Below are 24,523 nucleotides of genomic sequence, written 5' to 3' on the forward strand. Positions count from 1 at the left end.
GGTCCGATGTGTCTGCTTTGCGACGATGAGAAGGCCTATCAGGCCTACATGACCTATCTCGACAAGATGGAGCGGCAGGGCAAGGCTGCCGATCCCGACGTCGCCGTCAATGCCGTGCTCGACGAGATCGAGGCCGCCGCAAAAGCAGCCGCCAAAAAAGACGACCCGGCCAACGACAAGACCCTGTCTCCGTTCTTCTGTAGCCCGATCAATAAATGACCGATTTGACATCGCTGACGCTCGCCGCGGCCCGCAAGGGTCTCGCCGACAAGACTTTCACGTCGCTCGAGCTGACCGATGCGCATCTTTCCGCGATCGAAGCTGCGCGCGTGCTCAATGCCTTCGTCATGGAGACGCCGGACCAGGCGCGCAGCATGGCGCGCGAGGCGGACGCCAGAATCGCCAGGGGCGACGCCGGTCCGCTCGCCGGCATCCCGCTCGGGATCAAGGATCTGTTCGCGACCAAGGGCGTGCGCACCACAGCGTGCTCGAAGATCCTCGACAATTTCGTGCCGACCTACGAATCGACCGTGACGTCGCAGCTCTGGCGCGACGGCGCGGTGTTGCTCGGCAAGCTCAACAATGACGAGTTCGCGATGGGTTCGTCGAACGAGACCTCGTGCTTCGGCCCGGTCGGCAATCCCTGGCGGCGCGACGGTTCGAACGCAACGCTGGTGCCGGGCGGCTCGTCCGGCGGTTCGGCCTCGGCCGTAGCGGCGCTGCTCTGCATGGGCGCGACCGCGACCGACACCGGCGGCTCGATCCGCCAGCCGGCCGCGTTCACCGCGACCGTCGGCATCAAGCCGACCTATGGCCGCTGCTCGCGCTGGGGCATCGTCGCCTTTGCCTCCTCGCTCGACCAGGCCGGCCCGATCGCGCGCAGTGTGCGCGATGCCGCGATGCTGCTGCGCTCGATGGCCGGGCACGATCCGAAGGATACGACCTCGGTCGACATCCCCGTGCCGGACTACGAGGCTGCGATCGGCAAGTCCGTGAAGGGCATGAAGATCGGCATCCCCAGGGAGTATCGTCTCGACGGCATGCCGGCCGAGATCGAGAAACTCTGGAGCGCGGGCGCGGACTGGCTCAGGAGCGCCGGCGCCGAGCTTGTCGAGGTGTCGCTGCCGCACACCAAATATGCGCTGCCGGCCTATTACATCGTGGCGCCGGCAGAGGCGTCCTCCAACCTCGCGCGCTATGACGGTGTGCGCTACGGCCTGCGCGAGCAGGGCAGGAACATCATCGAGCTGTACGAAAACACCCGGGCCGAGGGCTTTGGCGCAGAGGTGAAGCGCCGCGTCATGATCGGCACCTATGTGCTCTCGGCCGGCTATTACGACGCCTATTACCTGCGGGCGCAAAAAGTACGTACGCTGATCAAGAAGGACTTCGAGGACTGCTTCACCAAAGGCGTGGATGCCATCCTGACGCCGGCGACGCCGTCGGCTGCCTTTGGCATCGGCGAGAAGGGCGGCGCCGATCCGGTCGAGATGTACCTCAACGACATCTTCACGGTGACCGTGAACATGGCGGGCCTGCCCGGCATCGCCGTGCCCGCCGGCAAGGACGCGCAGGGCCTGCCGCTCGGCTTGCAACTGATCGGCCGTCCCTTCGACGAAGAGACGCTGTTCTCGCTCGGCGAGGTGATCGAGCAGGCTGCCGGCCGCTTCAGGCCCGCGAGGTGGTGGTGAATGTCGCCGCGTTCATCGCGAGCCTTGACGGCGCGGCGCCTGCGCCGGAATTGAACGCGTCGCTCGCCGGCCTCTGGTGGGCGGCCAAGGGCGACTGGGAGCGCGCACACAGAATAGTCCAGGACGAGAGCAGCCGCGAGGCGGCGTGGGTGCATGCGTATCTGCACCGCGTCGAAGGTGATCTCGGCAATGCTGGCTACTGGTACCGCCAGGCCGGTCAGCCCGCGGCAAAGGATTCATTGGAAGCAGAGTGGGAGCGGATCGCTGCCACGCTGCTTGGGAGCAAGACATGAGCACGGCCACGCACAAGCTTCTCAAGGGCGCCACCGGCGATTGGGAGATGGTCATCGGCATGGAGATCCATGCCCAGGTGATCTCGAACTCAAAACTGTTCTCGGGCGCCTCGACCACATTCGGCGGGGAGCCGAACAGCCACGTGTCGCTGGTCGACGCCGCGATGCCGGGCATGCTGCCCGTCATCAACGAAGAATGCGTCAGGCAGGCTGTCCGGACCGGGCTTGGCCTCAACGCAAAGATCAATCTGCGTTCGGTGTTTGACCGCAAGAACTATTTCTATCCGGACTCGCCGCAAGGCTACCAGATCAGCCAATACAAATCGCCGGTGGTGGGTGAGGGCGAGGTGCTGATCGAGCTCGACGGCGGCCGCAGCGTCACCATCGGCATCGAGCGGCTGCATCTGGAGCAGGATGCAGGCAAATTGCTGCATGACCAGTCGCCAAGCATGTCCTTTGTCGATCTCAACCGCTGCGGCGTGGCGCTGATGGAGATCGTCTCCAAGCCCGACATCCGCGATGCCGAGCAGGCCAAGGCCTATGTGACCAAGCTGCGCTCGATCCTGCGCTATCTCGGCACCTGCGACGGCGACATGGAGAAGGGAAGCTTGCGTGCCGATGTCAACGTCTCGGTACGCCGGCCCGGCGGTCCGCTCGGCACCCGCTGCGAGATCAAGAACATGAACTCGATCAACTTCATCGGTCAGGCGATCGAGTACGAGGCGCGGCGTCAGATCGAGATCTTGGAAGACGGCGGCGCGATCGAGCAGGAGACGCGGCTCTATGACCCCAATAAGGGCGAGACACGCTCGATGCGGTCCAAGGAAGAGGCGCATGACTACCGCTACTTCCCCGATCCCGACCTGCTGCCGCTGGAGTTCAGCCAGGAGTTCGTCGACGATCTGAAGGCGAAGCTGCCCGAGCTGCCGGACAAGAAGAAGATGCGCTTCGTCGCCGACTTCGGCCTGTCGGCCTATGACGCGAGCGTGCTGGTCGCCGAGCGCGAGAGCGCGGTGTTCTACGAGACGGTGCTCGACAAGCTCGCCAACCGCGCGCGCGACGCCAAGATGGCGGCGAACTGGGTGATCAATGAGCTGTTCGGCCGTCTCAACAAGGAAGGCCGGGATATTACGGGCTCTCCCGTCAACGCCGAGCAACTCGCCGCGATCATCGACCTGATCGGCGAGGGCACGATCTCAGGCAAGATCGCCAAGGATCTGTTCGAGATCGTCTGGCAGGAGGGCGGCGACCCCCGCGCGCTGGTGGAAAGCCGCGGCATGAAGCAGGTCACCGACCTCTCGGCGATCGAAAAGGTGGTTGACGACATCATCGCGGCCAATCCCGACAAGGCCGCGCAGGTCAAGGACAAGCCGCAGTCGCTCGGCTGGTTCGTCGGCCAGGTGATGAAGGCGTCGGGCGGCAAGGCCAACCCGCAGAGCGTCAACGACCTGCTCAAGTCCAAGCTCGGCGTCTAGCCTCGCGCATTCGAACGAGGTGACGAGTACGCTTCGTCACCTCGTTGTCGGCTCTCGGTGCGGCGCTCGCGCGCATCCTCGGCGGCAGAACTTCATCGCATCGACAGCGATGCGGCGACCGAATCGCAGGCACGCGATTCGCGCAAAACGGCGGTTTGCACACGATCAGGCGGGCCTTCGTGCCGTTAAGCATGAAAATTTTTTCGTTGCCAAAACTCGCGACTCAGAGTCCGCGAAACGCCTTCGCGCGGCAATCGTGGGATCGAAGAGGCACGTCATCACATCGATCATGCGCGATGCATGTGTGCAGAAAAATACTTTCTGCATAGTGTTTTTCTGCAATCGCATCTGTTGCAGACGCCGACGATGCGCCCACTCTCTGCGATCGCAAGCACATGTAATGCAGTGCGCTTGCGCCGCGCTCGCCAAGCGCACGCGCGTTGCGTCGTCAACACTTCTTTAAGCGAGACGCTGTTTTTTTCTTCGTGTTGGTGTATTCGGGATGAGTGCATTCGATCCCCGAGTGCACGCAGCGATTAAAGCCATCTCACACATCGGAGGGCAACATGGCCAAGAAAGCGAAGAAGGCGAAGAAGGCGAAGAGCGCAGTGAAGAAGACTGCGAAGAAGACCCGCAAGGTCGCGAAGAAGAAGAAGTAACTTCGCTTCTGAAGTTGCCGGCTCTAGATAGCCGGCACGTCATCAGCGCCTCCTAAGGGTTCTGGTCGACGATAGAGGGTGTCGGCGAGACATCAGGTCAACGGTCGGGTCGTCTCTTGCGGCCCGGCAGAAGAAACGAGTTTTCTTCGTTCGGTGCGGTTCTCCTCAAGGGCTCCGCAATTTCACAAGCGGCCTTCGCGCCAACGTGAAATCTGGTCCTGACGTGTTCGCCGACGCCCTCGTTCTCTTGAGGCCGGGGCATTGCCGGCATTCCTTTCCCCAGACATTGCTGATCTGATTGCGACGCGGCCGCGCGCTTGCTCGCCCTGCCTTGGGCAAGGCTGGGGCGTGCGCCCACGTCGCCTGTCTGCTCTAGCCCGAGCGCCGTTCTACGTGTGCGGTGTCATCGCCCGGCTTGGACCGGGCGATCCAGTACCTGCGGCGTCTCGACTGATGACTGCTATCGGCGGAACACCGGGTCACGCGCCTGCGCGGGCGAGGACAGCAAGCGGCACGCGGGACCCCCACAATGCGCGTCCGACCCTGCGCGATGGTTATCGTTCTCCCAAAATCGCAGGGTAAACCGAATCTGACGAAGCGCAGAAGTGCTTGCAAATCAGGCGCTTTTTGAATTCCGTGCGCAAGCACCGCGCGCTCGCGTTTACGTCTGCTTCATCGCGATACTTAAACTGCCATTCAAATTTGCCCGCCATCATCGCTCCACAAGCCGGCAAACGGCATGGGCAAAAGCCTTGGGGATGAGTTGAACAGCGCAAAAGTGGTCTTCCGGTTTTCCGGGAAGGATCATGCGAAATCAGAGTTGGACGGGAGCCGCGCTCGGGGAAACGGGGCGGCATAAGAAAAAGGGGATGCGACATGTTTCAGGGTACTTTCGATCTGGAGACGGCGACGCCGATCGGCGCGAGCGCGCTCTCGGACGTGCTGTTCGAACGCGGGATGTACTGGGCGAGCGGCCGCTCCGGCCTCGTCGACCTCGTCGCCGCGCATAAATGGTTCAACCTCGCCGCGCTGAAGGGCCGCAAGGACGCCGTCGCGCTGCGCCAGGAAGTCGCCGGGCAGATGTCGGAGGCCGAGATCTCGGCCGCGCAGCGTGAGGCGAGGGCGTGGGTTTCCGCTCACTGAGCGGAAAATCGCATCCGGAACCGCCCTTACGGGTACGTCCGGTTGAGCATGGGGCAGGGCTGCGATTCAGATCGCCTGATGACCTGGAACCCTGCCGGCTGCACGAGGCCGGTGTGTCCAAGATCAAGGTCTCGGACTTTCCATGCCGGCGCAATCCGGCGTCTGGTTCAACGTCTGGCCGGCGAGGCGGTGCCGATCTCGTCCTCGCATTGGCGATCCGGCGGTCCGGTCGCCCGAGGCGGAGACATACATAAGGCGGCACGCATCGGTGGTCGCGCGCTGCGGATCCTTTCGCGTGCCTGAGCAGCCGCCCGCCTGGCAGCTTTCAGGTGAAAAGAACCCGCCGACCTCAATTCTGCCGCTTGCGGCTCGCCGCCGTGTCGGGCATACCCGGCATATTGGAGACGTGGCCGAGTGGCTGAAGGCGGCGGTTTGCTAAACCGTTATAGGCTTGTAAAGGCCTATCGAGGGTTCGAATCCCTCCGTCTCCGCCAGCCGAGCTGTACTGATCTTCAATATCCCCCGCGCCCGCCCCTAGAATACTGCCGCCTCTACGGCGGGTGTCGCCGTGACCGCATGGCGCTATCGCAGAAACTGTAACCAGGACAGTATGTTGCGAGAGGGAAGGCGGCTAACCGGAGTTAAGGCCAAGGGAGCCAAGCTCAGGACGCCGCCATCCAGCTGATCTGGAACAAGATTCGGGCATCGACCCGCGCACGGCGACCAGATACGGCGGGCATGCTTTCACCCGAAAGATGGCGCGGCTATTCCACGCTGCCGGTGCCGCGGCGCAGGTCGGCCTCGATCTGCAACCGGGTGCCGCCGCCGAAGCGGGCGCGGTAGACCTGAAGGTTTTCCATGATCCGCTGCACGTAATTGCGCGTCTCGGAGAACGGAATCAGCTCCACCCAATCGACCGCGTCAACTTTCGGATCGCGTGGATCGCCGTAGCGCTCGACCCATTTCTTCACGCTGCCGCGACCGGCATTGTAGGCGGCAAAGGTCATGATGTAGGAGCCGCGATAATCCTCGAGCAGCCCACCGAGTTCGGCCGAGCCGAGCGTGGCGTTGTAGACCGAATCGTTCTTCAGCCGGGACAGGTCGTAAGTCGCGCCGTGGCGTTTGCAAACGTAGCGCGCGGCGTCCGGCGTCACCTGCATCAGCCCGTAGGCCTGCGCCGGCGAGACCACCGACGGATTGAACGCGCTCTCCTGTCGCGCGATCGCATAGACGATGCTGCGCTCGACCTCGGGCCCGATCGGCGTGAACTGCGGAATGCCGTTGACGGGATAGGCGTAGAAGTCGAACGGCAGGCCGCGATTGAGTGCGGCCTTGCCGAGCAGCAGCATGCCGCGCGCGTCGCCGTAGCGCTGGGTGAGCTCGCCAAGGCCGGCAAGCGCTTCGGGATCGCCGTTCTCGCCCATGTCGGCGAGCAACGGCACTGCTATCTCACGCTCGTCAAGCTCGTAGAGCAGTTGCGCGGCGCGCACGATCTCGAGCCGCTCGGCGCCGCGGCCCCGCGGCTGACTGTGGAGCTCGATCTGGGGCAGTCCGAGTTTTGCGCGCGCGAGCTGGCCGTAATAGCTGGTCGACTGCTCGGCTGCGCGGGCATAGGCGTTGCGCGCCTCCTGCTGGCGGCCCATCGCTTCCGCGGCGCGGCCCTGCCAATAGCCGGCGCGCGCTAGCGTCGTCGGATTGACGCTGCCGACCCCGATGCGGGCGAAATGCTGGGCGGCGGTCGCGGGATCGTTGAGGAAGCGGAGTGCGATCCAGCCCGCTGTAAATTCCTGCTCGGTCTTGTAGATGTCGCGCGAGGGCAGGGCGGCATCGCGCGCGATCAGATAGGCGCTGCGGAATTCCTCGGTGTCGATCATCTTGCGCGCCAGGAGGCGCCGCTCGATCCACCATTCGTCGAGATTGTAGAGCCGGTTCGGATCCTTCGGCGCCGACAGCATGAGCTGCGCCGCTTCGGCAAACTTCTCCTCGCGGCGCAGGAGCTGGATCTTGCTGAAGACGAAGCCGGGATCGTTGTGCAGCTCACGCGGCACGGCGTCGAGCAGCGCGCGCGCGTTCGGCGCCTTCTTGACGGCGGCGATGCGAGCCTTGGCGAGCGCGACATAGCCGGCGCCAAGGCGCTTGGCGGCGCGCAGCGCGGCCTCGTTCTCGCTGCCGTAGAGCAAAGTGTCCATCCGCGCCTTCTGATCGCCTGGCGTCAGCAGGGCGCCGAACTGGTCGAGCGCGTTGTTCTCGGTGTCCTCCGACATCGGATCGCTGCGCCAGGCGTCGCGCACCAGCCGCTCGGCGTTGGCGCGGTCGCCGCGCGCCAGCATCGCCTTGGCGAGCGTGAAGCGGCCCTTGGCGGAGATCGGCGACTCATTCTCGAACCACGACCACGCAACTGAATCGTCGCGCCTGTCGTCCCACATCGCGGCCTCCAGGCGCCGGCGGAGGAAAGTCTGCGACGGCCAGCTCGGATTGGCGGACAGGAAGGCGCGGTAGCGCTCCACGGTCGCGCCATTGTCCTCGCTGCGCAGGATGATCCATTCCGCGAGCTTTCGCGCGACGGGATCCAAGATCGAAGCTGCATAATTGGTGGCATCGCCCGCCTTGCGCTTGCGCACGAGCTCGATGACGGTCTCCAGCGTGTCCTTGTCGGCCTGCGAGGTCGACGACGTTGCGGCGACCGCAGCCGGTATGACCGGCTTGCGCGGCGCTGCATGCTGGCGGGTCGCAGGAGCCAGCACGGGAGCTGCGACGGGTTTGGCCGCGGCCGGGGCGGCCGGTCTGACGGTGGCCGTTGAAGCCGGGGCGGGTGCGGTTTTGGGCGGCGCGCCGTTGGCGGCCGGTTTTGATGCTGGCGCGGGGGGAGCTGTCGCGGGCTTGGATGCTGCCGCGGGCTTGGACGCTGCCGTGGGATTGGGCGCTGCCGCGGGTTTTGGCCTGTCCTTCGCGGGTTCCTTGCCGGCGTTCGTCCCAGCGTCCTTGGCAGATTTCTTCGCGGTATCTTTCGCCGGGGCGCTGGCGGCACCCTTGCTGGCCCCCTTGGCCGTATCCTTCGAAGTTGCCTTGCCGGTTCCCTTGGACGAGTCCTTGGCGGCTGGCTTCGCGGAATTCTTAGCCTCGTCCGCAGTCGTCTCGTTGGACTTGTCATTGGACTTGGCCAAGGCAGCACAGCCGACCGACAGCCCTGCCATCAGGCACACGACCAGACCGGTGGATCGCCATGCGGCACGAGGGAGGGAGGTCACGGCGTTTCGTCGCCCCGAATCAGTCAAGTGGCCCAAGATCTAGCTGAATTTGATTGAATATGCGGACAAAATACCAACAGCCGCTTACCTCGGGCCGATTTGCACCATCACCGCGGCAAAATCGCGGCCTAAACGGTGAGTCACACGCGGCGGGCCTTTTACCGGCCGGACAGACCCGATATGAATGGGCCTTGCTCAAGAGATCGCCGCGTACGGAGGAAGTCCATGGCAGCCAAGACGAAATTCCGGGGGTCGTTCACCGCCTTGGTCACGCCGTTCAAGAACGGCTCGCTGGACGAGGCGGCGTTCCGCTCCCTGGTGAATTGGCAGATTTCAGAGGGCACCAACGGCCTGGTCCCGGTCGGCACCACCGGCGAGAGCCCGACGCTCAGCCACGACGAGCACAAGAAGGTCGTCGAATGGTGCATCGCTGAAGCCAAGGGCCGCGTGCCGGTGATCGCGGGCGCCGGCTCCAACTCGACCAAAGAGGCCATCGAACTCTCCCAGCACGCCGAGAAGGCGGGCGCCGATGCCGTGCTGGTCGTCACGCCCTACTACAACAAGCCGACCCAGGAAGGCATGTATCAGCACTTCAAGGCGATCAACGACGCGATCGGCATCCCCATCATCATCTACAACATTCCGCCGCGCTCGGTGATCGACATGTCGGTCGACACCATGAAGCGCTTGTGGGAGCTCAACAACATCGCCGGCGTGAAGGACGCCACCGCCAGCATGGTCCGCGTGTCGCAGCAGCGCGCGGCGATGGGCGAGGATTTCAATCAGCTCTCCGGCGAGGACGCAACCACCCTCGGCTACATGGCCCATGGCGGCCACGGCTGCATCTCGGTGACCTCGAACGTCGCGCCGCGCTTGTGTTCGGAGTTCCACGTCGCCTGGCAGAAGGGCGACCATGCCACCGCCTTGAAGCTGCATGACAAGCTGATGCCGCTGCACAACAACCTTTTCATCGAGAGCAATCCTGCGCCGATCAAATACGCGATGTCGCTGCTCGGCAAGCTGGACGAGACGCTGCGGCTCCCGATGGTGCCGGTCTCCGAGCCGACCCGCGTTGCCGTGCGCAGCGCGATGGTGCACGCGGGCCTGATCAACTGACGCGTTGGCCTTCGGGGAGCCTTTCATGAGCGTCGAGGAAAAGGGCACGCGTATGCTCAAGGAGTTCCGCGAGTTCGCCATGAAGGGGAACGTCGTCGATCTCGCGGTCGGCGTCATCATCGGCGCGGCCTTCGGTGCCATCGTCAACTCGCTGGTCGGCGATGTCATCATGCCGATCATCGGCGCCGTCACCGGCGGACTCGACTTCTCGAACTACTTCACCCCCTTGTCGGCGAAGGTCACAGCCACCAACTTAGCCGATGCAAAAAAGCAAGGCGCCGTACTTGCTTGGGGCAGCTTTCTCACGCTGACGATCAACTTCATCATCATCGCCTTCGTGCTCTTCCTGGTGATCCGCGCCATGAATACCTTGAAGCGCAAAGAGGAGGCGGCACCTGCCGCTCCGCCGAAGCCGTCGGCCGAGGTCGAGCTGCTGACCGAGATCCGTGATCTCCTCAAGAAGTCTTGACGCGCGCGCTTCATCCGACCTGTTAGAATCCGTGCGCATCTTGATCAGGTTTGTCTGCGATGGCCGATAAGAACGAACGTCCGATCAAGGTCATGGCGGAAAATCGCAAGGCCCGCTTCAACTACGCCATCGAGGATACGATCGAGGCGGGCATCGCGCTGACCGGCACCGAGGTCAAGTCGATCCGCAACGGCAAGAGCACGATCGCGGAATCCTATGCCGACTCGAAGAACGGCGAGATCTGGCTGATCAACGCCACCATTCCCGAATATCTCCAGGGCAACCGCTTCAATCATGAGCCCAAACGGCCGCGAAAACTGCTGCTTCACCGCCGACAGATCAACAAGCTGATGGGCGCGGTCGACCGCGAAGGCATGACGCTGATCCCGCTCAAGCTGTACTTCAACGAGCGCGGTCGGGCCAAATTGCAGCTGGCGATTGCCAAGGGCAAGAAGCTGCACGACAAGCGCGAGTCCGAGAAGAAGCGCGATTGGAGCCGGGAGAAGGGCCGCCTGATGCGGGCAAGGGGATAGGGGATGATCCAGAGGAACCTGCTCGAGGTCGATTGGAGCCAGATTCCCGCGCCGGCCGACGACGGCGGCGCCGCGCATCTGACGGGCATGACGTTGCCGGCGATCGGCCTGCGCGCGACGGACGACACGTCAGTCACGCTGTCGGCGCTGCGCGGCCGGACCGTGGTGTTCGCCTATCCCCGCACAGGCGAGCCCGGCAAGATCGCACTGGTCGACGATTGGGACATGATCCCGGGCGCGCGCGGCTGCACCCCTCAGACTTGCGCGTTTCGCGACCTGTTTGCCGATTTGAAGGCGGCTGGCGCCTCGCACGTGTTCGGTCTCTCGGCCCAGAGCAACGACTACCAGATCGAGATGGCCTCGCGGCTGCATCTGCCGTTCCCGGTGCTGTCGGACGAGAAGCTGAAGCTGACGCGCGCCCTGAATTTACCGACGATGCAGGTCGCAGGCCTGACGCTGATCAAGCGGCTTGCACTGATCATCGACGACGCCAGGATCACGCACGTGTTCTATCCGGTGTTTCCGCCGGACCGGAACGCCGGCGATGTGCTCGGTTGGCTGAAGGCCAATCCAGTCAGGGGCTAGGTCGGGGCCTAATCGAGGTCGGCTTTCACCTTCGCGAACACGGACCGGAACATGTCGGGCGTCAGCACCCCTGTGTTGGTGTTGTAGCGGGAGCAGTGATAGCTGTCGTAAAGCTTGACCGCGCCCGCCTGGTGCACGGCGCCGTGGCCGAAGGGAGCTTGCGAGCCCTTCAGATTCAGCGGCTTGAGCACGCTGTCGTGCGCAATCCGCCCGAGCGCGACGATGGCGCGCAGGTTCGGCATGGTCGCCAGATTGGCGACGAGAAACCGGCGGCAGGTGGTGATCTCGATCGGAAGCGGCTTGTTCTGCGGCGGCACGCAATGCACGGCATTGGCGATCCGGCAATCGACCAGCTTCAGGCCGTCATCGGGGCGCGCCTGATAGGTGCCCTTGGCGAACCCATATTCGAGCAGCGTCGCGTAAAGGAGATCACCGGCATAGTCGCCGGTGAAGGGACGACCGGTGCGGTTGGCTCCCTGCATCCCCGGCGCAAGGCCGACGATCAGCAGGCGCGCCTTTATGTCACCGAAGGGCGCAACCGGCGCATTGTGCCACGACGGCTCACGCGCGCGGTTGGCCTCGCGAAAGGCGACCAGGCGCGGACAGAGGGGGCAGTCACGGTCGGGAACGACGGTGGATGGCTGGCGGCTTGGCCGGGCCGCCTCACTCCTCGAAGTCGTCATCGCCCCTCGGCGCCATCGTGGTTGCGCGCTGGAGGAATTGCGGGGCGTGGTGGCGTCCCTCGCGCTCGCCGCGATCACGCGGGGCGGGGCGTTCGGACGGGTCGCGGCCGAGCTTGGATTGCAGCTCGACGAGGTCGGTGAAGACGTCGGCCTGGCGGCGCAGCTCGTCGGCGATCATCGGCGGCTGGCTGGCAATGGTGGAGACCACGGTGACCCGCACGCCGCGGCGCTGGACGGCCTCGACCAGGGAGCGGAAGTCGCCGTCACCCGAGAACAGCACCATCTGGTCGATATGCTCGGCGAGCTCCATGGCGTCGACGGCGAGCTCGATGTCCATGTTACCCTTGACCTTGCGGCGGCCGGAGGCGTCGATGAATTCCTTGGTCGCCTTGGTGACGACGGTGTAGCCGTTGTAGTCCAGCCAATCGATCAGCGGGCGAATCGAGGAGTATTCCTGATCCTCGATGATAGCGGTGTAGTAGAACGCCCGAAGCAGAGTCCCGCGGCTCTGAAACTCCTTCAGCAGGCGCTTGTAATCGATGTCGAAGCCCAGAGTTTTCGCCGTCGCGTAGAGATTGGCGCCATCGATGAAGAGCGCGATCTTGTTGGTAGGAGAAATTGACATTCAGTTTGCTCGCGTAGTGGTCGTGATTGATCGTTTATTGTTGGCGCGGCGGCAGCAAGCCGCGCAGTTCTAAGGCGCCGTCGAAAGCCGTCGAAACCGCAAATCCGGAGAAGTCGGGGCAATCAAGGTATAGTTATGGCGGACTTCCACACGCCCGGCGTTACCTTCGATGGCAGCCCGGGAAATCACCCATCCCAGCCCCAATGTGGGGGTAGCAGAGCCGTTTGGCGAGGCCAAATCACAAATTGGCCTTGCGAAAGCGGCCCGGTCCCTATAACTAGCCCCGATCACCCACATATTTCGTCCCACCCACAACGGAGCGACAGTCCATGGCTCGCGTCACCGTAGAAGATTGTATCGACAAGGTCGACAACCGGTTTGACCTGGTCCTGCTGGCCGCCCACCGCGCCCGCATGATTTCGTCCGGTTCACAACTAACGGTTGATCGCGATAACGACAAGAACCCTGTTGTGTCCTTGCGCGAAATTGCCGAGACGACCATTTCGCCGGAGGACCTCCGCGAGGAGCTGGTGCACTCGCTCCAGAAGTTCGTCGAGGTCGACGAGCCGGAGCCTGATACGGTGCCGCTGATCGGTTCCGCGGGCGCGAGCGTCGATGCGGACGATACCGAGGTCGCCGTCGAACGCATGACCGAAGAGGAGCTCCTAAAGGGTCTCGAAGGCCTCGCACCGCCCGAGGAGCAGCCGGAGGAGGACGAGTAGGTCGTCCCGTCGCAATCATCGACCTCTTGTGATCTTATCAAGGCCCGAACCGTTGTTCGGGCCTTTGCTTTTGTTGGCGTTTTCGTGGTTACCATAGTGTTGTCGGTTCGCGCTGCGCCCTGTCACTGAATTGATCGGACGCGCCGGGGATCGGCGTTAAGATGTATGCAACGGGTCGCGTCGGGGTCCGTTTGAAGGCAGGACTTATGGTGTATCGGCGCTGGAAACCAATGCAGATGCAGGCCGCAACCGAATCGGTTGCCGTGGCCCCGACTGCGCCGGTGGCGCGCCCGGCGAAGCCTCGCGCACGCATGATGCGTCAATATGACCTCGTCGAGCGCGTCAGGTCTTACAATCCCAACACCAACGAAGACCTGCTCAACCGTGCCTATGTCTATGCGATGAAGGCGCACGGCTCGCAGACCCGCGCCTCAGGCGATCCGTATTTCTCGCACCCGCTTGAAGTGGCGGCGATTCTCACCGACCTCAAGCTCGACGACGCCACCATCGTGGCCGCGCTGCTGCACGACACGATCGAGGACACTGAAGCGACACGGGCCGAGATCGACCAGATCTTCGGGCCCGAGATCGGCGCTCTGGTCGAGGGCCTGACCAAGCTGAAGCGGCTGGAGCTGGTGTCGCGGGAGGCCAAACAGGCCGAGAACCTGCGCAAATTGTTGCTGGCCATTGCCGACGATGTCCGAGTGCTTCTGGTCAAGCTCGCCGACCGCCTGCACAACATGCGCACGCTGGACTTCGTGCCGACGGAATCGCGCAGGCGCATTGCCGAGGAGACGCTCGACATCTATGCGCCGCTGGCCGGCCGCATGGGCATGCAGGAAATGCGTGAAGAGCTGGAGGATCTGTCCTTCCGCACGCTCGATCCCGAAGCCTATTCGGTGGTGATGCAGCGGCTCGATGCGCTCGCCGAGCGCAACCGCAATCTGATCGGCGAGATCGAGGACCAGCTCTCCAACAATCTGCGCCACCGGGGGCTGGGCGCAAGGGTCTATGGCCGCCGCAAGAAGCCGTTCTCGATCTGGACCAAGATGGAGCGCAAGTCGGTCGGCTTCGAGCAATTGTCCGACATCTTCGGCTTTCGCCTCGTCGTCAGCGACATCGAAGCCTGCTATCGCGCGCTCGGCATCGTCCACACCACCTGGCCGGTCGTGCCGGGGCGTTTCAAGGACTACATCTCGACGCCGAAGCAGAACGACTACCGTTCGATCCACACCACCGTGATCGGCCCCGGCAACCAGCGCGTCGAGCTCCAGATCCGCACCGAGGCGATGGACCAGATCGCCGAGCGCGGCATCGCCGCGCACGTCTTCTATAAGGAGGGCGTAGGCTCGCCGACCGAATACCTCAAGCGCGAATCCAACGCCTTCGCCTGGCTGCGCCACACCATCGGCATCCTCTCCGAGAGCGCCAATCCCGAGGAATTCCTCGAGCACACCAAGCTCGAGCTGTTCCATGATCAGGTGTTCTGCTTCACCCCCAAGGGCAAGCTGATCGCGCTGCCGCGCCATGCCAACGTGATCGACTTCGCCTATGCGGTGCATACCGACGTCGGCAATAGCGCGGTCGGCTGCAAGATCAACGGCAAGTTCGCGCCGCTGTCCTCGGAGCTCCAGAACGGCGACGAGGTGGAGGTGCTGACCTCGGAAGCGCAGTCGGCACCGCCGTCGGCCTGGGAGACGCTCGCGGTCACCGGCAAGGCGCGCGCCGCGATCCGCCGCGCCACGCGCACCGCCATGCGCGATCAATATGTCGGTCTCGGCCGGCGCATCGTCGAGCGCCTGTTCGAGCGCGCCAAGATCGAATATGCCGACGACAAGCTCAAGGGCGCGCTGCCGCGGCTGGCGCGGACCTCGATCGAGGACGTCATGGCGGCGGTCGGGCGCGGCGAGATCAAGGCTTCCCACGTCGCGCGCGCGATGTATCCGGACTACAAGGAGGAGCGCATCGCGCGCTACGGCATCAAGAAGGGGCTCGCCGCCAAGCTCAAGGAGAAGTCGTCGGAGTCGCCACGCAGCCCGGTCGCCATTCCGATCCGCGGCATCAATTCCGACCTGCCGGTGAAGTTCGCGCCGAACGGCGGCGCCGTGCCCGGCGACCGCATCGTCGGCATCGTGACGCCGGGCGAGGGCATTACGATCTACCCGATCCAGGCGCCCGCCCTGAAGGATTTCGAGGAGGAGCCGGAGCGCTGGCTCGACGTGCGCTGGGACATCGAGGATTCCTTGCCGCAGCGCTTCCCGGCCCGCATCAAGGTCGAGAACGTCAACGAGCCCGGCGCGCTGGCACAGATCGCGACCGTGATCGCCGAGCACGATGGCAACATCGACAACATCAGCATGCAGCGCCGCTCACCTGATTTCACGGAGACGACGATCGACCTCGAAGTCTACGATCTGAAGCATTTGAGCGCGATCCTGGCCCAATTGCGCGCCAAGGCGGTCGTCGCCCGCGTCGAACGTGTTAATGGATAGACGCTTCTCGCATGCGTCTGTCCCCCTGAGCTCGAGAGTCCTGCAATGCCCGCACTTCCGCTCCGCCTCGGCGTCAACGTCGACCATGTCGCGACCCTGCGCAACGCCCGCGCCGGCCGCAATCCCGATCCGGTGCGCGCCGCGCTGGTGGCGATCGAGGCCGGCGCGGATGGCATCACGGCGCATTTGCGTGAGGATCGCCGGCACATCCGCGACGAGGACATGGCGCGGCTAAAGGCGGAGATCTCCAAGCCGCTCAATTTCGAGATGGCGGCGACCGACGACATGATGCGGATCTCGCTCGCCACAAGGCCCCACGCGGTGTGCCTCGTGCCGGAGCGGCGGCAGGAGGTGACGACCGAGGGTGGGTTAGATGTCGTCGGCCAGCACGATGCGCTCGCGCCCTACATCGCGCGGCTGAGCGATGCCGGCATCCGGGTCTCGCTGTTCATCGCCGCCGACCCCGCGCAGATCGAGATGGCGGCGCGGCTGCGCGCCCCCGTGATCGAGATCCACACCGGCGCCTGGTGCGACGCCGTCCTCGACGGCCCGACCGGCAAGGCCGATGCCGAATGGCAGCGGATCGTGGCGGGGGCGAAGCTGGCGAAGGAAGCGGGGCTCGAGGTCCATGCCGGCCACGGGCTCGACTATACGACGGCGGAGACGATCGCGGCGCTGCCTGAGATCATGGAGCTCAACATCGGCTACTACATGATCGGCGAGGCGCTGTTCGTAGGGCTCGCCGAGACCGTGCGCAGCATGCGCGCGGCGATGGACCGCGGCCGGAGCCGGGCATGATCATCGGAATCGGCTCGGACCTGATCGACATCACCCGCGTCGGCAAGGTGATCGAGCGCCATGGCGAGCGCTTCCTCGACCGCATCTTCACCGCGGCCGAGCGGGCCAAGGCGGAGCGGCGCGCCAAGAACGAGAAGATGGTGGTGGCGACCTACGCCAAGCGCTTTGCCGCCAAGGAGGCCTGCTCCAAGGCGCTCGGTACCGGGATCCGGCGCGGCGTCTGGTGGCGCGACATGGGGGTGGTCAACTTGCCGGGCGGACGGCCGACCATGCAACTGACCGGCGGCGCCTTGGCTCGGCTTCAGGCCCTGACACCGGAAGGGTTCGAGGCGCGGATCGATGTTTCGATCACAGACGACTGGCCGCTCGCGCAGGCCTTCGTCGTCATTTCCGCCGTCCCGCTGGCCAAGCCCTGACCGGATCCTGTAATCTCATAATTCATTTGAAATACCAATATCTTATGCAGTTTTGATGCGATCCTTGATTGCGCGGTCTCCGACAACCGTCTAAAAGTCCGTCGACGCAAATCAGGCTGGGTGAATTCGGCTTTACGCCGGAATTGGCCCTCACTATCAGAATCAGGACAATCTCCTTGGGCCGCGAGCCGATCGGCTGTTCGCGGGAGGAGGGCGCTCTGTGACCGCCGGCCGGAATTGAGAGAGCAATGAGCGTGACTTCGGGAACGAAAACTGAGAGCGGTGTCGGCGAAACGATTCGGGTCGTGATCCATGCTCTGCTGATCGCGCTGGTGATCCGCACGTTCCTGTTCCAGCCGTTCAACATCCCGTCCGGTTCGATGAAGGCCACGCTGCTGGTCGGCGACTATCTGTTCGTCTCGAAATATTCCTACGGCTATAGTCACTATTCGATCCCGTTTTCGCCGCCGCTGTTCTCGGGGCGGGTCTGGGGCTCTGACCCCGACCGCGGCGACATCGTCGTGTTTCGGCTGCCCAAGGACGATTCCACCGACTACATCAAGCGCGTGATCGGTCTTCCCGGCGACCGCATCCAGATGCGGGACGGTCTGCTCTACATCAACGATACCCCGGTCGAGCGGCAGCGCATGAGCGAGTTCGTCGGCGAGGATCCGTGCGGCTCCGAAGGCGGGGGCATCTCCCGGGTGAAGCGCTGGAAGGAGACGCTACCGAACGGCGTGTCCTACGAGACGCTGGACTGCGCCGACAACGGCTACATGGACAACACCAACGTCTACACGGTGCCGCCCGGTCACTTCTTCATGATGGGCGACAACCGCGACAACTCGACCGACAGCCGCTTCCTCGGCCAGGTCGGTTATGTACCGCAGGAGAACTTGATCGGCCGCGCGCAGATGATCTTCTTCTCCATCGCCGAAGGCGAGCATGCCTGGATGTTCTGGCGCTGGCCTTGGGCGGTGCGCTGGAATCGTTTCTTCAATATCGTCCGATGAAAGACGAAGCCAAGGACATCGCGACCCCACTGACGGAGGCGCAAGCCGGCCCCGAGGGCGAAGCTGCGACCAAACCGCTTGCGAGCAAGGCGCCCGCGAAGAAGAAGCGGACGCGAAGCAGCAAGGCCAAGGGCGCGGACGCGAACGCGGCGCTCGAGGCGCGCATCGGCCACAGCTTCACTGACCCGAACCTCTTGATGCAGGCGATCACGCATGTCTCGGCACTGAAGTCCGGGCGCAAGCGCGGCGACAGCTATCAGCGGCTGGAATTTCTCGGCGACCACGTGCTCGGGCTGGTCGTCTCCGACATGCTCTATCACACCTTTCCGAACGCCGACGAAGGCGAGCTGTCCAAGCGGCTTGCCGAGCTCGTGCGCAAGGAGAGCTGCGCCGACGTCGCAAAATCGCTCGGTCTGCTCGACGACATCAAGCTCGGCTCGGTCGGCCCCAGCGCCGACGCCCGCCTGCGCAAGAGCGTGCTCGGGGACATCTGCGAGGCCGTGATCGGCGCCGTTTTCCTCGACGGCGGGTACGCGGCGGCGGCCGAATTCGTCAGGCGCAACTGGACCGAGCGCATGCACAAGCCGCGCCGTCCCTTGCGCGACCCCAAGACCGTGCTCCAGGAATGGGCGCAGGGGAAAGGCTTGCCGACCCCGGTCTACCGCGAGGTCGAGCGCACCGGCCCGCATCACGATCCGCAATTCCGCGTCGCCGTCGACCTGCCGGGATTGGCCCCGGCCGAAGGCATCGGCGGCAGCAAGCGTGCGGCAGAGAAGGTGGCGGCTTCAGTGATGATCGAACGCGAAGGCGTTGGCGGCGGCAATGACGGCTGAAGCAAGCGGCGAGGCGCCCACTGCTACGCGCTGCGGCTTCGTTGCGCTGATCGGCGCGCCGAATGTCGGCAAGTCCACGCTGACGAACGCGCTGGTCGGCGCCAAGGTCACGATCGTTTCGCGCAAGGTGCAGACCACGCGCGCGCTGATCCGCGGCATCGTGATCGAGAACAACGCGCAGATCATCCTGGTCGACACGCCCGGCATCTTCTCGCCGAAGCGCCGGCTCGACCGTGCCATGGTCTCGACCGCCTGGAGCGGGGCTCACGACGCCGATCTCGTCTGCGTGCTGCTCGATGCCAAGACCGGGATCGACGAGGAGGCCGAGGCGATCCTCGCCAAGGCGGCCAGCGTCAATCACGAGAAGATCCTGGTGATCAACAAGGTCGACCTGGTCCAGCGCGAGAAGCTGCTGGCGTTGGCCCAAGCCGCCAACGAGCGCATGAAATTCGCGAAAACCTTCATGATTGCGGCGATCTCGGGCGACGGCGTCGACGACATCCGCACGACGCTGGCCGAGATGGTGCCTCCTGGTCCATTCCTCTATCCCGAGGACCAGATGTCGGACGCGCCGATGCGGCAGCTGGCTGCCGAAATCACGCGCGAAAAAATCTATCAGAAGTTGCACCAGGAATTGCCCTACCAGTCCACGGTCGAGACCGACAAGTGGGAGGAGCGCAAGGACAAGTCAGTCCGCATCGAGCAGACGATCTTCGTCGAGCGCGAAAGCCAGCGCAAGATCGTGCTCGGCAAGGGCGGCGCCACCATCAAGTCGATCGGCGCCGACTCGCGCAAAGAACTGATGCAGATCCTGGATGTGCCGGTGCATCTGTTCCTGTTCGTCAAGGTGCGCGAGAACTGGGGCGACGATCCGGATCGCTATCGCGAGATGGGCCTGGACTTCCCCAAGGAATAACCAAGAAAAGATCGGTATCCGATGAGCGTGCCCAGCAACGTCCGGCGCTTCGAAGCGCTGCTCTATGCATCGTTGATGCTGGATGCCCTGTCGGTCGCGGTGCAGGACCGCACGCCCAACGCCGAGATGGCCGAGCAAATGATCATGACCGCCACCCTGCTCGCCGGCGGCATGATCCTGCTTCTCGTCTATTTCGTCTGGCTCGCCGCGCATGGACGCAAGAACTGGCCGCGCTGGGTGCTTGCGGCAGCCCTCGTGCTGTCGGTGATCTCGCTCGGCCAGATCATCGGCGAGAAGGGCATGGAGCTCGACAGTGCCATCGAGATCGTCTCCTGCGTGCTGACGACGATGGGCCTGTATTTCTCCTTCACGGGCGATGCGCAGAGCTGGTTCAACGCCTAGCGTCTCGCGCGACGCCGCAGGGTGGGCTACACTTCCTGCCATGGAATGGACCGACGAAGGCATCGTGCTGGGGGTGCGGCGGCATGGCGAGAGCAGCGCCATCGTCGAGTTGCTGACGCGCGCGCACGGCCGGCATCTTGGTCTCGTCCGCGGCGGTGCCGGCTCGCGGATGCGGCCGCTTTTGCAGCCGGGGAACAGCGTCAGTGCGGTGTGGCGGGCGCGGCTCGACGAGCATCTCGGGACCTATGCGATCGAGGGATTGAAGCTGCGCGCGGCGACGCTGCTGGCATCATCCCACGGCGTCTACGGCGTTACCCATCTCGCTTCGATCGCGCGGCTGCTGCCCGAGCGCGATCCGCATGAGGCGATCTTTGCTCTGCTCGAACATTCGCTCGACGATTTCGACGATATCGGCGGCGCCGCCGTGCATGTCATCCATTTCGAGCTGGCGATGCTCGCCGAACTCGGCTTTGGGCTCGCGCTGGAGAATTGCGCGGTGACCGGGGAGACCACGGACCTGATCTATGTCTCGCCCAAATCCGGCGGCGCGGTGTCGCGCGGCGCGGGCGAGCCGTGGCGCGATCGGCTGTTGCGGCTGCCGTCATTCCTGCGCCAGGGCGAGGTGCACACCGACCTTACCGAGCAGGATCTCCAGGACGGCTTTCGGCTCACCGGCTTGTTCCTGCTGCGCCACGTGCTGGAGCCGCGCGGGCAGGGCCATTCCGACGCGCGCGCCGGATTCATCAACGCCTTGATGCGGCAGCAGGCAAGGGCGGAGATTCCGGTGCCATGATGAAAAGCGCCTGGGCCTGCCAACCTACTTGAAAGTTCCCCGGGAACCAAATCTCGGCCGGCCGAATTGACCCGCCGGTTCCACAGCGGGGTTAGCCTAAATGTTGATCAAGGGATTCGCCTTATCGGCGGCGCTGCTCGCGTGCGCGCCTGATGCAATGGCCGGCGAGCCGCAACCTGGCGTGTTTCGTCGGGCATCCTGCACCGTCATCCGGTACTATGTGGCCAAATATTCGGCTGCAGCCGCAGAGGCATGGGCGCGGTCCAAGGGCGCGAGCGAGGCTGAGATCGAGACCGCCCGGCATTGCCTGGCGAATGCACCGTCCAGCACGCAGGCTCAGAGTCCGCAAACCACCCAGCCTGTGACGGCCGGCTGGGCGGGGCACTAGCCACCCACAAGGAACCAATCCATCCTTGCCCGATTCGCTTCCACGGTTTAACCGGGCGACATGGGAAAACGAATCGTTCCGCCGGAAGAACCGGCCGAAATTCACGAGGTGCCGCTGCGTGAAGCGCTGGAAGAGCGCTATCTCGCCTATGCGCTCTCCACCATCATGCACCGTGCGCTGCCGGACGCGCGCGACGGCCTGAAGCCGGTGCACCGGCGCATCCTCTACGGCATGCGCCTGCTCCGGCTCGACCCCGGCACGGCCTTCAAGAAATCCGCAAAAATCGTCGGCGACGTGATGGGCTCGTTCCATCCGCATGGCGACCAGGCCATCTATGACGCCATGGTGCGTCTCGCGCAGGACTTCTCCTCGCGCTACCCGCTGGTCGACGGCCAGGGCAATTTCGGCAATATCGACGGTGATAACCCGGCCGCCTACCGTTACACCGAAGCGCGCATGACCGACGTCGCGCGTCTTCTGCTCGATGGCATCGACGAGGACGGGGTCGAGTTCCGCGCCAATTACGACGGCCAGTCGAAGGAGCCGATCGTCCTGCCCGGCGGCTTCCCGAACCTGCTTGCCAACGGCGCGCAAGGAATCGCGGTCGGCATGGCGACCTCGATCCCGCCGCACAACGCCGCCGAGCTGTGCGACGCCGCGCTGCATCTGATCGAGAAGCCCGACGCGAAATCCAAGGCGCTGCTGAAGTGGGTCAAGGGTCCGGATTTCCCGACCGGCGGCATCATCGTCGATTCCAAGCAGGCGATCGCCGAGGCGTACACGACGGGCCGCGGTTCGTTCCGCGTGCGCGCGCGGTGGGAGCAGGAGGAGGGCGCTCGCGGCACCTGGGTGGTCGTTGTCACCGAGATCCCCTGGCTGGTGCAGAAGTCGCGGATGGTGGAGAGGATCGCCGAGCTTTTGGATCAGAAGAAGCTCCCGCTGGTCGGTGATGTCAGGGACGAATCGGCCGAGGACGTCCGTCTCGTCATCGAGCCGAAGTCGAAGAACGTCGATCCCGCGCTGATGATGGAGTCGCTGTTCCGGCTGACCGAGCTTGAAAGCAAGATCCCGCTGAACCTGAACGTACTGATCAAGGGCAAGGTGCCCAAGGTGGTCGGCCTGGCCGAGTGCTTGCGCGAGTGGCTCGACCATCTGCGCGACGTGCTGATCCGCCGCAACAATCACCGCAAGGCGCAGATCGAGCACCGGCTGGAAGTGCTCGGCGGCCTCCTGATCGCCTATCTGAACATCGACAAGGTGATCAAGATCATCCGCACCGAGGATGAGCCGAAGCCCGAGCTGATGAAGGCGTTCAAGCTCACCGAGGTGCAGACTGAAGCCATCCTCAACATGCGGCTGCGCAGTTTGCGCAAGCTCGAGGAGATGGAGATCCGCACCGAGGACAAGAAGCTTCGCGCCGAGCTCAAGGGCATCAATGCGGTGCTCGCCTCGGAAGCCGAGCAATGGAAAAAGGTCGGCGAGCAGGTCGGCAAGGTCCGCGACATGTTCGGGCCGAAGACGCCGCTCGGCAAGCGCCGCACCACCTTTGCCGACGCACCCGAGCACGATCTCGCCGCGATCGAGGAAGCCTTTGTCGAGCGCGAGCCGGTGACGGTCGTGGTCTCTGACAAGGGCTGGATCCGCACCATGAAGGGCCATGTCGAGGATCTCTCCGGCCTTGCCTTCAAGCAGGACGACAAGCTCGGTTTCGCCTTCTTTGCGGAGACGACCTCGAAGCTGCTGCTGTTCGCCACCAACGGCAAGTTCTACTCGCTCGATGTGGCGAAGCTGCCCGGGGGCCGCGGCCACGGCGAACCGATCCGCCTGTTCATCGACCTCGAGCAGGAGGCTGCGCCGGTTGCGCTGTTCGTCAACAAGGGCGGGCGCAAATTCCTGGTCGCGAGCCACGAAGGCCAGGGTTTTGTGGTCAACGAGGACGATTGCGTCGGCACCACCAAGAAGGGCAAGCAGGTCCTCAACGTCGAGATGCCGAACGAGGCGCGCGCGATCACCGAGGTAACAGGCGACACCGTTGCTGTCATCGGCGAGAACCGCAAGATGCTGATTTTCCCGCTTGACCAAGTCCCCGAGATGGCCCGCGGCCGCGGCATGCGCTTGCAGAAATACAAGGACGGCGGCCTCTCCGACGTCGCGGTATTCGATGCCAAGGCGGGGCTGACCTGGAAGGACTCCGCGGGGCGCGAATTCTCGGCAACGATGAAAGAGCTCGCCGAATGGCAAGGTAACCGCGCCGATGCCGGCCGTCTGGCACCGAAGGGGTTTCCGAAGTCGAACAAGTTCGGCCGGGCGATTGGGTAGCACTCTCTTGTCCCGGACGCGCTGCAACGCTTTTCGCGTTGCTGCGCAGAGCCGGGACCCGTGCGGCACGGATCGCTCGGAGACATGGGCGCCCCGGCTCAGCAGCGCACCGCTGAAGTAGCGCTGCGCTGCGTCCGGGGCACCAGAGGGGAGCGCCGTCTCACATGGTCATTGCGAGCGCAGCGAAGCAATCCAGAATCCCGCCGCGGAAAGACTCTGGATTGCTTCGCTGCGCTCGCAATGGAGCAAGTGGCGAGGCCATCGCTCTCCGATTCGCATCTCAAACAGCAGACATACCATCGCGTTCTCGCGGCGCATCTCGCCCGAGCTTTGCTTCACGGCGCGCCCTCGGAAAAGACAAGGGCGCAGGGAAGGCCAGGCGCCGGCGGCACCCGAGTCCGTGTGCGATAGAAATGCACACGGGGTGGACAACAGGTGATGCCGGTCGCCCGGCCTTCCCTGCGCGAATGGTTTTAACGGTGTCCTTCGTGCTCTCCTCGGGGAGCGATGCACTGTTGCCCCCGTCGCCATGCAGATGACTGATGCGCGGGCCCGGTCGGGCCGCTACATCACCACAGGACTTGACGCACAGACCCCGGGCGTCAGGACCACACGACTTCTCCGTCCGCGCACGTCTTCGCTGGGAATCCGAGGGGTGGCGTGTGCTCGCCCCCGAAGCCATGCGAAGACGCTGTCGGCGTCGTGTCGTTCGCGCGAAGGCATTGCTCACGGCTGAAGCCGCCCTGCAATGCCTGTTACGCTCGACGCCGTCGCGTCCATCGCTGCCCAGCCCGCGGTTCGTGACGATCGCGATCCGCCCCTTGTCTCGGGCCAGGGTGCTTTTCTATACGACAAATCCGAATTTCGGTAAATATGAATATTTTGCAGAGCGGGTCTTGACAGCCGAGGGT

23 protein-coding genes and 1 tRNA gene are annotated in these 24,523 nt (G+C 64.1%); 21 read left to right on the plus strand and 3 right to left on the minus strand.

The features are described from left to right. Positions 1 to 6 precede the first annotated feature (6 nt). The 6 genes from IVA96_RS28545 (at position 7) to IVA96_RS28570 (ending at position 5,755) form a co-directional block, all read left to right on the plus strand. Positions 7 to 219 carry a hypothetical protein gene (locus IVA96_RS28545; protein WP_247277029.1) on the plus strand — a complete coding sequence of 71 codons (213 nt, stop codon included), beginning with the start codon at positions 7 to 9 and terminating at the stop codon, positions 217 to 219. Continuing rightward, positions 216 to 1,691 (plus strand): Asp-tRNA(Asn)/Glu-tRNA(Gln) amidotransferase subunit GatA, encoded by a 1,476-nt coding sequence (gene gatA, locus IVA96_RS28550; RefSeq protein ID WP_247420662.1) that lies wholly within the window; start codon positions 216 to 218, stop codon positions 1,689 to 1,691. The genes IVA96_RS28545 and gatA overlap by 4 nt, the downstream gene beginning before the upstream one ends. Continuing rightward, positions 1,682 to 1,984, plus strand: a complete 303-nt coding sequence (locus IVA96_RS28555; protein WP_247277031.1) for a hypothetical protein — start codon at positions 1,682 to 1,684, stop codon at positions 1,982 to 1,984. The genes gatA and IVA96_RS28555 overlap by 10 nt, the downstream gene beginning before the upstream one ends. Further along, positions 1,981 to 3,459 carry an Asp-tRNA(Asn)/Glu-tRNA(Gln) amidotransferase subunit GatB gene (gene gatB, locus IVA96_RS28560; protein WP_247420665.1) on the plus strand — a complete coding sequence of 493 codons (1,479 nt, stop codon included), beginning with the start codon at positions 1,981 to 1,983 and terminating at the stop codon, positions 3,457 to 3,459. The genes IVA96_RS28555 and gatB overlap by 4 nt, the downstream gene beginning before the upstream one ends. 1,535 nt (positions 3,460 to 4,994) lie before the next feature. Then, on the plus strand, positions 4,995 to 5,261 hold the full coding sequence (locus IVA96_RS28565) for a hypothetical protein (protein ID WP_247277033.1): 267 nt from the start codon (positions 4,995 to 4,997) through the stop codon (positions 5,259 to 5,261). Positions 5,262 to 5,661: 400 nt separating this feature from the next. Further along, positions 5,662 to 5,755, plus strand: a tRNA-Ser gene (locus IVA96_RS28570). 270 nt (positions 5,756 to 6,025) lie between these two features. Here IVA96_RS28570 and IVA96_RS28575 read toward each other — a convergent pair. Continuing rightward, positions 6,026 to 8,455 (minus strand): lytic transglycosylase domain-containing protein, encoded by a 2,430-nt coding sequence (locus tag IVA96_RS28575; RefSeq protein ID WP_247277184.1) that lies wholly within the window; start codon positions 8,453 to 8,455, stop codon positions 6,026 to 6,028. 279 nt (positions 8,456 to 8,734) lie between these two features. On the opposite strand from IVA96_RS28575, the gene dapA reads away from it, so the two are divergent. From dapA to IVA96_RS28595, 4 genes are read left to right on the plus strand one after another with little or no spacing between them, the layout of a single operon-like run. Continuing rightward, entirely contained in the window at positions 8,735 to 9,625 is an 891-nt protein-coding gene (dapA, locus tag IVA96_RS28580; protein WP_247420669.1) for a 4-hydroxy-tetrahydrodipicolinate synthase, read from the plus strand. A gap of 52 nt (positions 9,626 to 9,677) precedes the next feature. Continuing rightward, positions 9,678 to 10,094, plus strand: a complete 417-nt coding sequence (mscL, locus tag IVA96_RS28585; RefSeq protein ID WP_247277185.1) for a large conductance mechanosensitive channel protein MscL — start codon at positions 9,678 to 9,680, stop codon at positions 10,092 to 10,094. A gap of 59 nt (positions 10,095 to 10,153) precedes the next feature. Then, a complete protein-coding gene (smpB, locus tag IVA96_RS28590) occupies positions 10,154 to 10,627 on the plus strand; it encodes an SsrA-binding protein SmpB (RefSeq protein ID WP_145629990.1) in 474 nt (157 codons plus the stop codon). Between the two features lie 3 nt (positions 10,628 to 10,630). Beyond that, positions 10,631 to 11,212: a peroxiredoxin gene (locus IVA96_RS28595; RefSeq protein WP_247277035.1), complete on the plus strand. Its 582-nt coding sequence runs from the start codon at positions 10,631 to 10,633 to the stop codon at positions 11,210 to 11,212. An 8-nt stretch (positions 11,213 to 11,220) separates the two neighbouring features. Here IVA96_RS28595 and IVA96_RS28600 read toward each other — a convergent pair whose 3' ends face one another. Both IVA96_RS28600 and IVA96_RS28605 read right to left on the minus strand, forming a co-directional pair. Beyond that, entirely contained in the window at positions 11,221 to 11,895 is a 675-nt protein-coding gene (locus IVA96_RS28600; protein WP_247277036.1) for a uracil-DNA glycosylase, read from the minus strand. Then, on the minus strand, positions 11,876 to 12,520 hold the full coding sequence (locus IVA96_RS28605; RefSeq protein ID WP_247277037.1) for an NYN domain-containing protein: 645 nt from the start codon (positions 12,518 to 12,520) through the stop codon (positions 11,876 to 11,878). The genes IVA96_RS28600 and IVA96_RS28605 overlap by 20 nt, the downstream gene beginning before the upstream one ends. 329 nt (positions 12,521 to 12,849) lie before the next feature. Between IVA96_RS28605 and rpoZ the strand changes: the two genes are divergently transcribed. From rpoZ to parC, 11 genes are all read left to right on the plus strand, one after another. After that, complete coding sequence (gene rpoZ / locus IVA96_RS28610; RefSeq protein ID WP_007603391.1) at positions 12,850 to 13,242, plus strand: DNA-directed RNA polymerase subunit omega; 393 nt, start codon at positions 12,850 to 12,852, stop codon at positions 13,240 to 13,242. 206 nt (positions 13,243 to 13,448) lie between these two features. Continuing rightward, positions 13,449 to 15,734 (plus strand): bifunctional (p)ppGpp synthetase/guanosine-3',5'-bis(diphosphate) 3'-pyrophosphohydrolase, encoded by a 2,286-nt coding sequence (locus IVA96_RS28615; protein WP_247277038.1) that lies wholly within the window; start codon positions 13,449 to 13,451, stop codon positions 15,732 to 15,734. 45 nt (positions 15,735 to 15,779) lie between these two features. Then, entirely contained in the window at positions 15,780 to 16,532 is a 753-nt protein-coding gene (locus IVA96_RS28620) for a pyridoxine 5'-phosphate synthase (protein WP_247277039.1), read from the plus strand. Continuing rightward, the gene (acpS, locus tag IVA96_RS28625; RefSeq protein ID WP_247277040.1) at positions 16,529 to 16,948 is read left to right on the plus strand and encodes a holo-ACP synthase; all 420 of its coding nucleotides are present in this window, start codon (positions 16,529 to 16,531) and stop codon (positions 16,946 to 16,948) included. Before IVA96_RS28620 ends, acpS begins: the two co-directional genes overlap by 4 nt. A gap of 248 nt (positions 16,949 to 17,196) precedes the next feature. Beyond that, a complete protein-coding gene (lepB, locus tag IVA96_RS28630) occupies positions 17,197 to 17,961 on the plus strand; it encodes a signal peptidase I (protein ID WP_247277041.1) in 765 nt (254 codons plus the stop codon). Further along, on the plus strand, positions 17,958 to 18,794 hold the full coding sequence (rnc, locus tag IVA96_RS28635) for a ribonuclease III (RefSeq protein WP_247420676.1): 837 nt from the start codon (positions 17,958 to 17,960) through the stop codon (positions 18,792 to 18,794). The genes lepB and rnc overlap by 4 nt, the downstream gene beginning before the upstream one ends. Next, entirely contained in the window at positions 18,784 to 19,710 is a 927-nt protein-coding gene (gene era / locus IVA96_RS28640; RefSeq protein ID WP_247277043.1) for a GTPase Era, read from the plus strand. Before rnc ends, era begins: the two co-directional genes overlap by 11 nt. Positions 19,711 to 19,731: 21 nt before the next feature. Then, on the plus strand, positions 19,732 to 20,112 hold the full coding sequence (locus tag IVA96_RS28645; protein WP_247277044.1) for a hypothetical protein: 381 nt from the start codon (positions 19,732 to 19,734) through the stop codon (positions 20,110 to 20,112). A 40-nt stretch (positions 20,113 to 20,152) separates the two neighbouring features. Beyond that, positions 20,153 to 20,905 (plus strand): DNA repair protein RecO, encoded by a 753-nt coding sequence (recO, locus tag IVA96_RS28650; RefSeq protein ID WP_247277045.1) that lies wholly within the window; start codon positions 20,153 to 20,155, stop codon positions 20,903 to 20,905. A gap of 100 nt (positions 20,906 to 21,005) precedes the next feature. Further along, on the plus strand, positions 21,006 to 21,293 hold the full coding sequence (locus IVA96_RS28655) for a hypothetical protein (protein WP_247277046.1): 288 nt from the start codon (positions 21,006 to 21,008) through the stop codon (positions 21,291 to 21,293). A 60-nt stretch (positions 21,294 to 21,353) separates the two neighbouring features. Next, positions 21,354 to 23,612, plus strand: coding sequence for a DNA topoisomerase IV subunit A (gene parC / locus IVA96_RS28660; protein ID WP_247277047.1), 2,259 nt, complete (start codon positions 21,354 to 21,356; stop codon positions 23,610 to 23,612). Positions 23,613 to 24,523 lie beyond the last annotated feature (911 nt).

Source organism: Bradyrhizobium sp. 159 (assembly GCF_023073795.1).
In the GTDB taxonomy this organism is placed as follows: Bacteria; Pseudomonadota; Alphaproteobacteria; order Rhizobiales; family Xanthobacteraceae; genus Bradyrhizobium.

Excerpts from the sequence above, each read along its gene's own strand:
- gatB (WP_247420665.1), top strand. The coding sequence starts at position 1,981 with ATGAGCACGGCCACGCACAAGCTTCTCAAGGGCGCCACCGGCGATTGG.
- smpB (WP_145629990.1), top strand. The coding sequence starts at position 10,154 with ATGGCCGATAAGAACGAACGTCCGATCAAGGTCATGGCGGAAAATCGC.
- IVA96_RS28595 (WP_247277035.1), top strand. The coding sequence starts at position 10,631 with ATGATCCAGAGGAACCTGCTCGAGGTCGATTGGAGCCAGATTCCCGCG.
- IVA96_RS28600 (WP_247277036.1), bottom strand. The coding sequence starts at position 11,895 with ATGACGACTTCGAGGAGTGAGGCGGCCCGGCCAAGCCGCCAGCCATCC.
- mscL (WP_247277185.1), top strand. The coding sequence starts at position 9,678 with ATGCTCAAGGAGTTCCGCGAGTTCGCCATGAAGGGGAACGTCGTCGAT.
- IVA96_RS28545 (WP_247277029.1), top strand. The coding sequence starts at position 7 with ATGTGTCTGCTTTGCGACGATGAGAAGGCCTATCAGGCCTACATGACC.
- lepB (WP_247277041.1), top strand. The coding sequence starts at position 17,197 with ATGAGCGTGACTTCGGGAACGAAAACTGAGAGCGGTGTCGGCGAAACG.
- parC (WP_247277047.1), top strand. The coding sequence starts at position 21,354 with ATGGGAAAACGAATCGTTCCGCCGGAAGAACCGGCCGAAATTCACGAG.
- gatA (WP_247420662.1), top strand. The coding sequence starts at position 216 with ATGACCGATTTGACATCGCTGACGCTCGCCGCGGCCCGCAAGGGTCTC.
- IVA96_RS28655 (WP_247277046.1), top strand. The coding sequence starts at position 21,006 with ATGTTGATCAAGGGATTCGCCTTATCGGCGGCGCTGCTCGCGTGCGCG.
- acpS (WP_247277040.1), top strand. The coding sequence starts at position 16,529 with ATGATCATCGGAATCGGCTCGGACCTGATCGACATCACCCGCGTCGGC.
- recO (WP_247277045.1), top strand. The coding sequence starts at position 20,153 with ATGGAATGGACCGACGAAGGCATCGTGCTGGGGGTGCGGCGGCATGGC.
- dapA (WP_247420669.1), top strand. The coding sequence starts at position 8,735 with ATGGCAGCCAAGACGAAATTCCGGGGGTCGTTCACCGCCTTGGTCACG.
- IVA96_RS28565 (WP_247277033.1), top strand. The coding sequence starts at position 4,995 with ATGTTTCAGGGTACTTTCGATCTGGAGACGGCGACGCCGATCGGCGCG.
- rpoZ (WP_007603391.1), top strand. The coding sequence starts at position 12,850 with ATGGCTCGCGTCACCGTAGAAGATTGTATCGACAAGGTCGACAACCGG.
- rnc (WP_247420676.1), top strand. The coding sequence starts at position 17,958 with ATGAAAGACGAAGCCAAGGACATCGCGACCCCACTGACGGAGGCGCAA.
- IVA96_RS28615 (WP_247277038.1), top strand. The coding sequence starts at position 13,449 with ATGGTGTATCGGCGCTGGAAACCAATGCAGATGCAGGCCGCAACCGAA.
- era (WP_247277043.1), top strand. The coding sequence starts at position 18,784 with ATGACGGCTGAAGCAAGCGGCGAGGCGCCCACTGCTACGCGCTGCGGC.
- IVA96_RS28645 (WP_247277044.1), top strand. The coding sequence starts at position 19,732 with ATGAGCGTGCCCAGCAACGTCCGGCGCTTCGAAGCGCTGCTCTATGCA.
- IVA96_RS28620 (WP_247277039.1), top strand. The coding sequence starts at position 15,780 with ATGCCCGCACTTCCGCTCCGCCTCGGCGTCAACGTCGACCATGTCGCG.
- IVA96_RS28605 (WP_247277037.1), bottom strand. The coding sequence starts at position 12,520 with ATGTCAATTTCTCCTACCAACAAGATCGCGCTCTTCATCGATGGCGCC.
- IVA96_RS28575 (WP_247277184.1), bottom strand. The coding sequence starts at position 8,455 with ATGGCAGGGCTGTCGGTCGGCTGTGCTGCCTTGGCCAAGTCCAATGAC.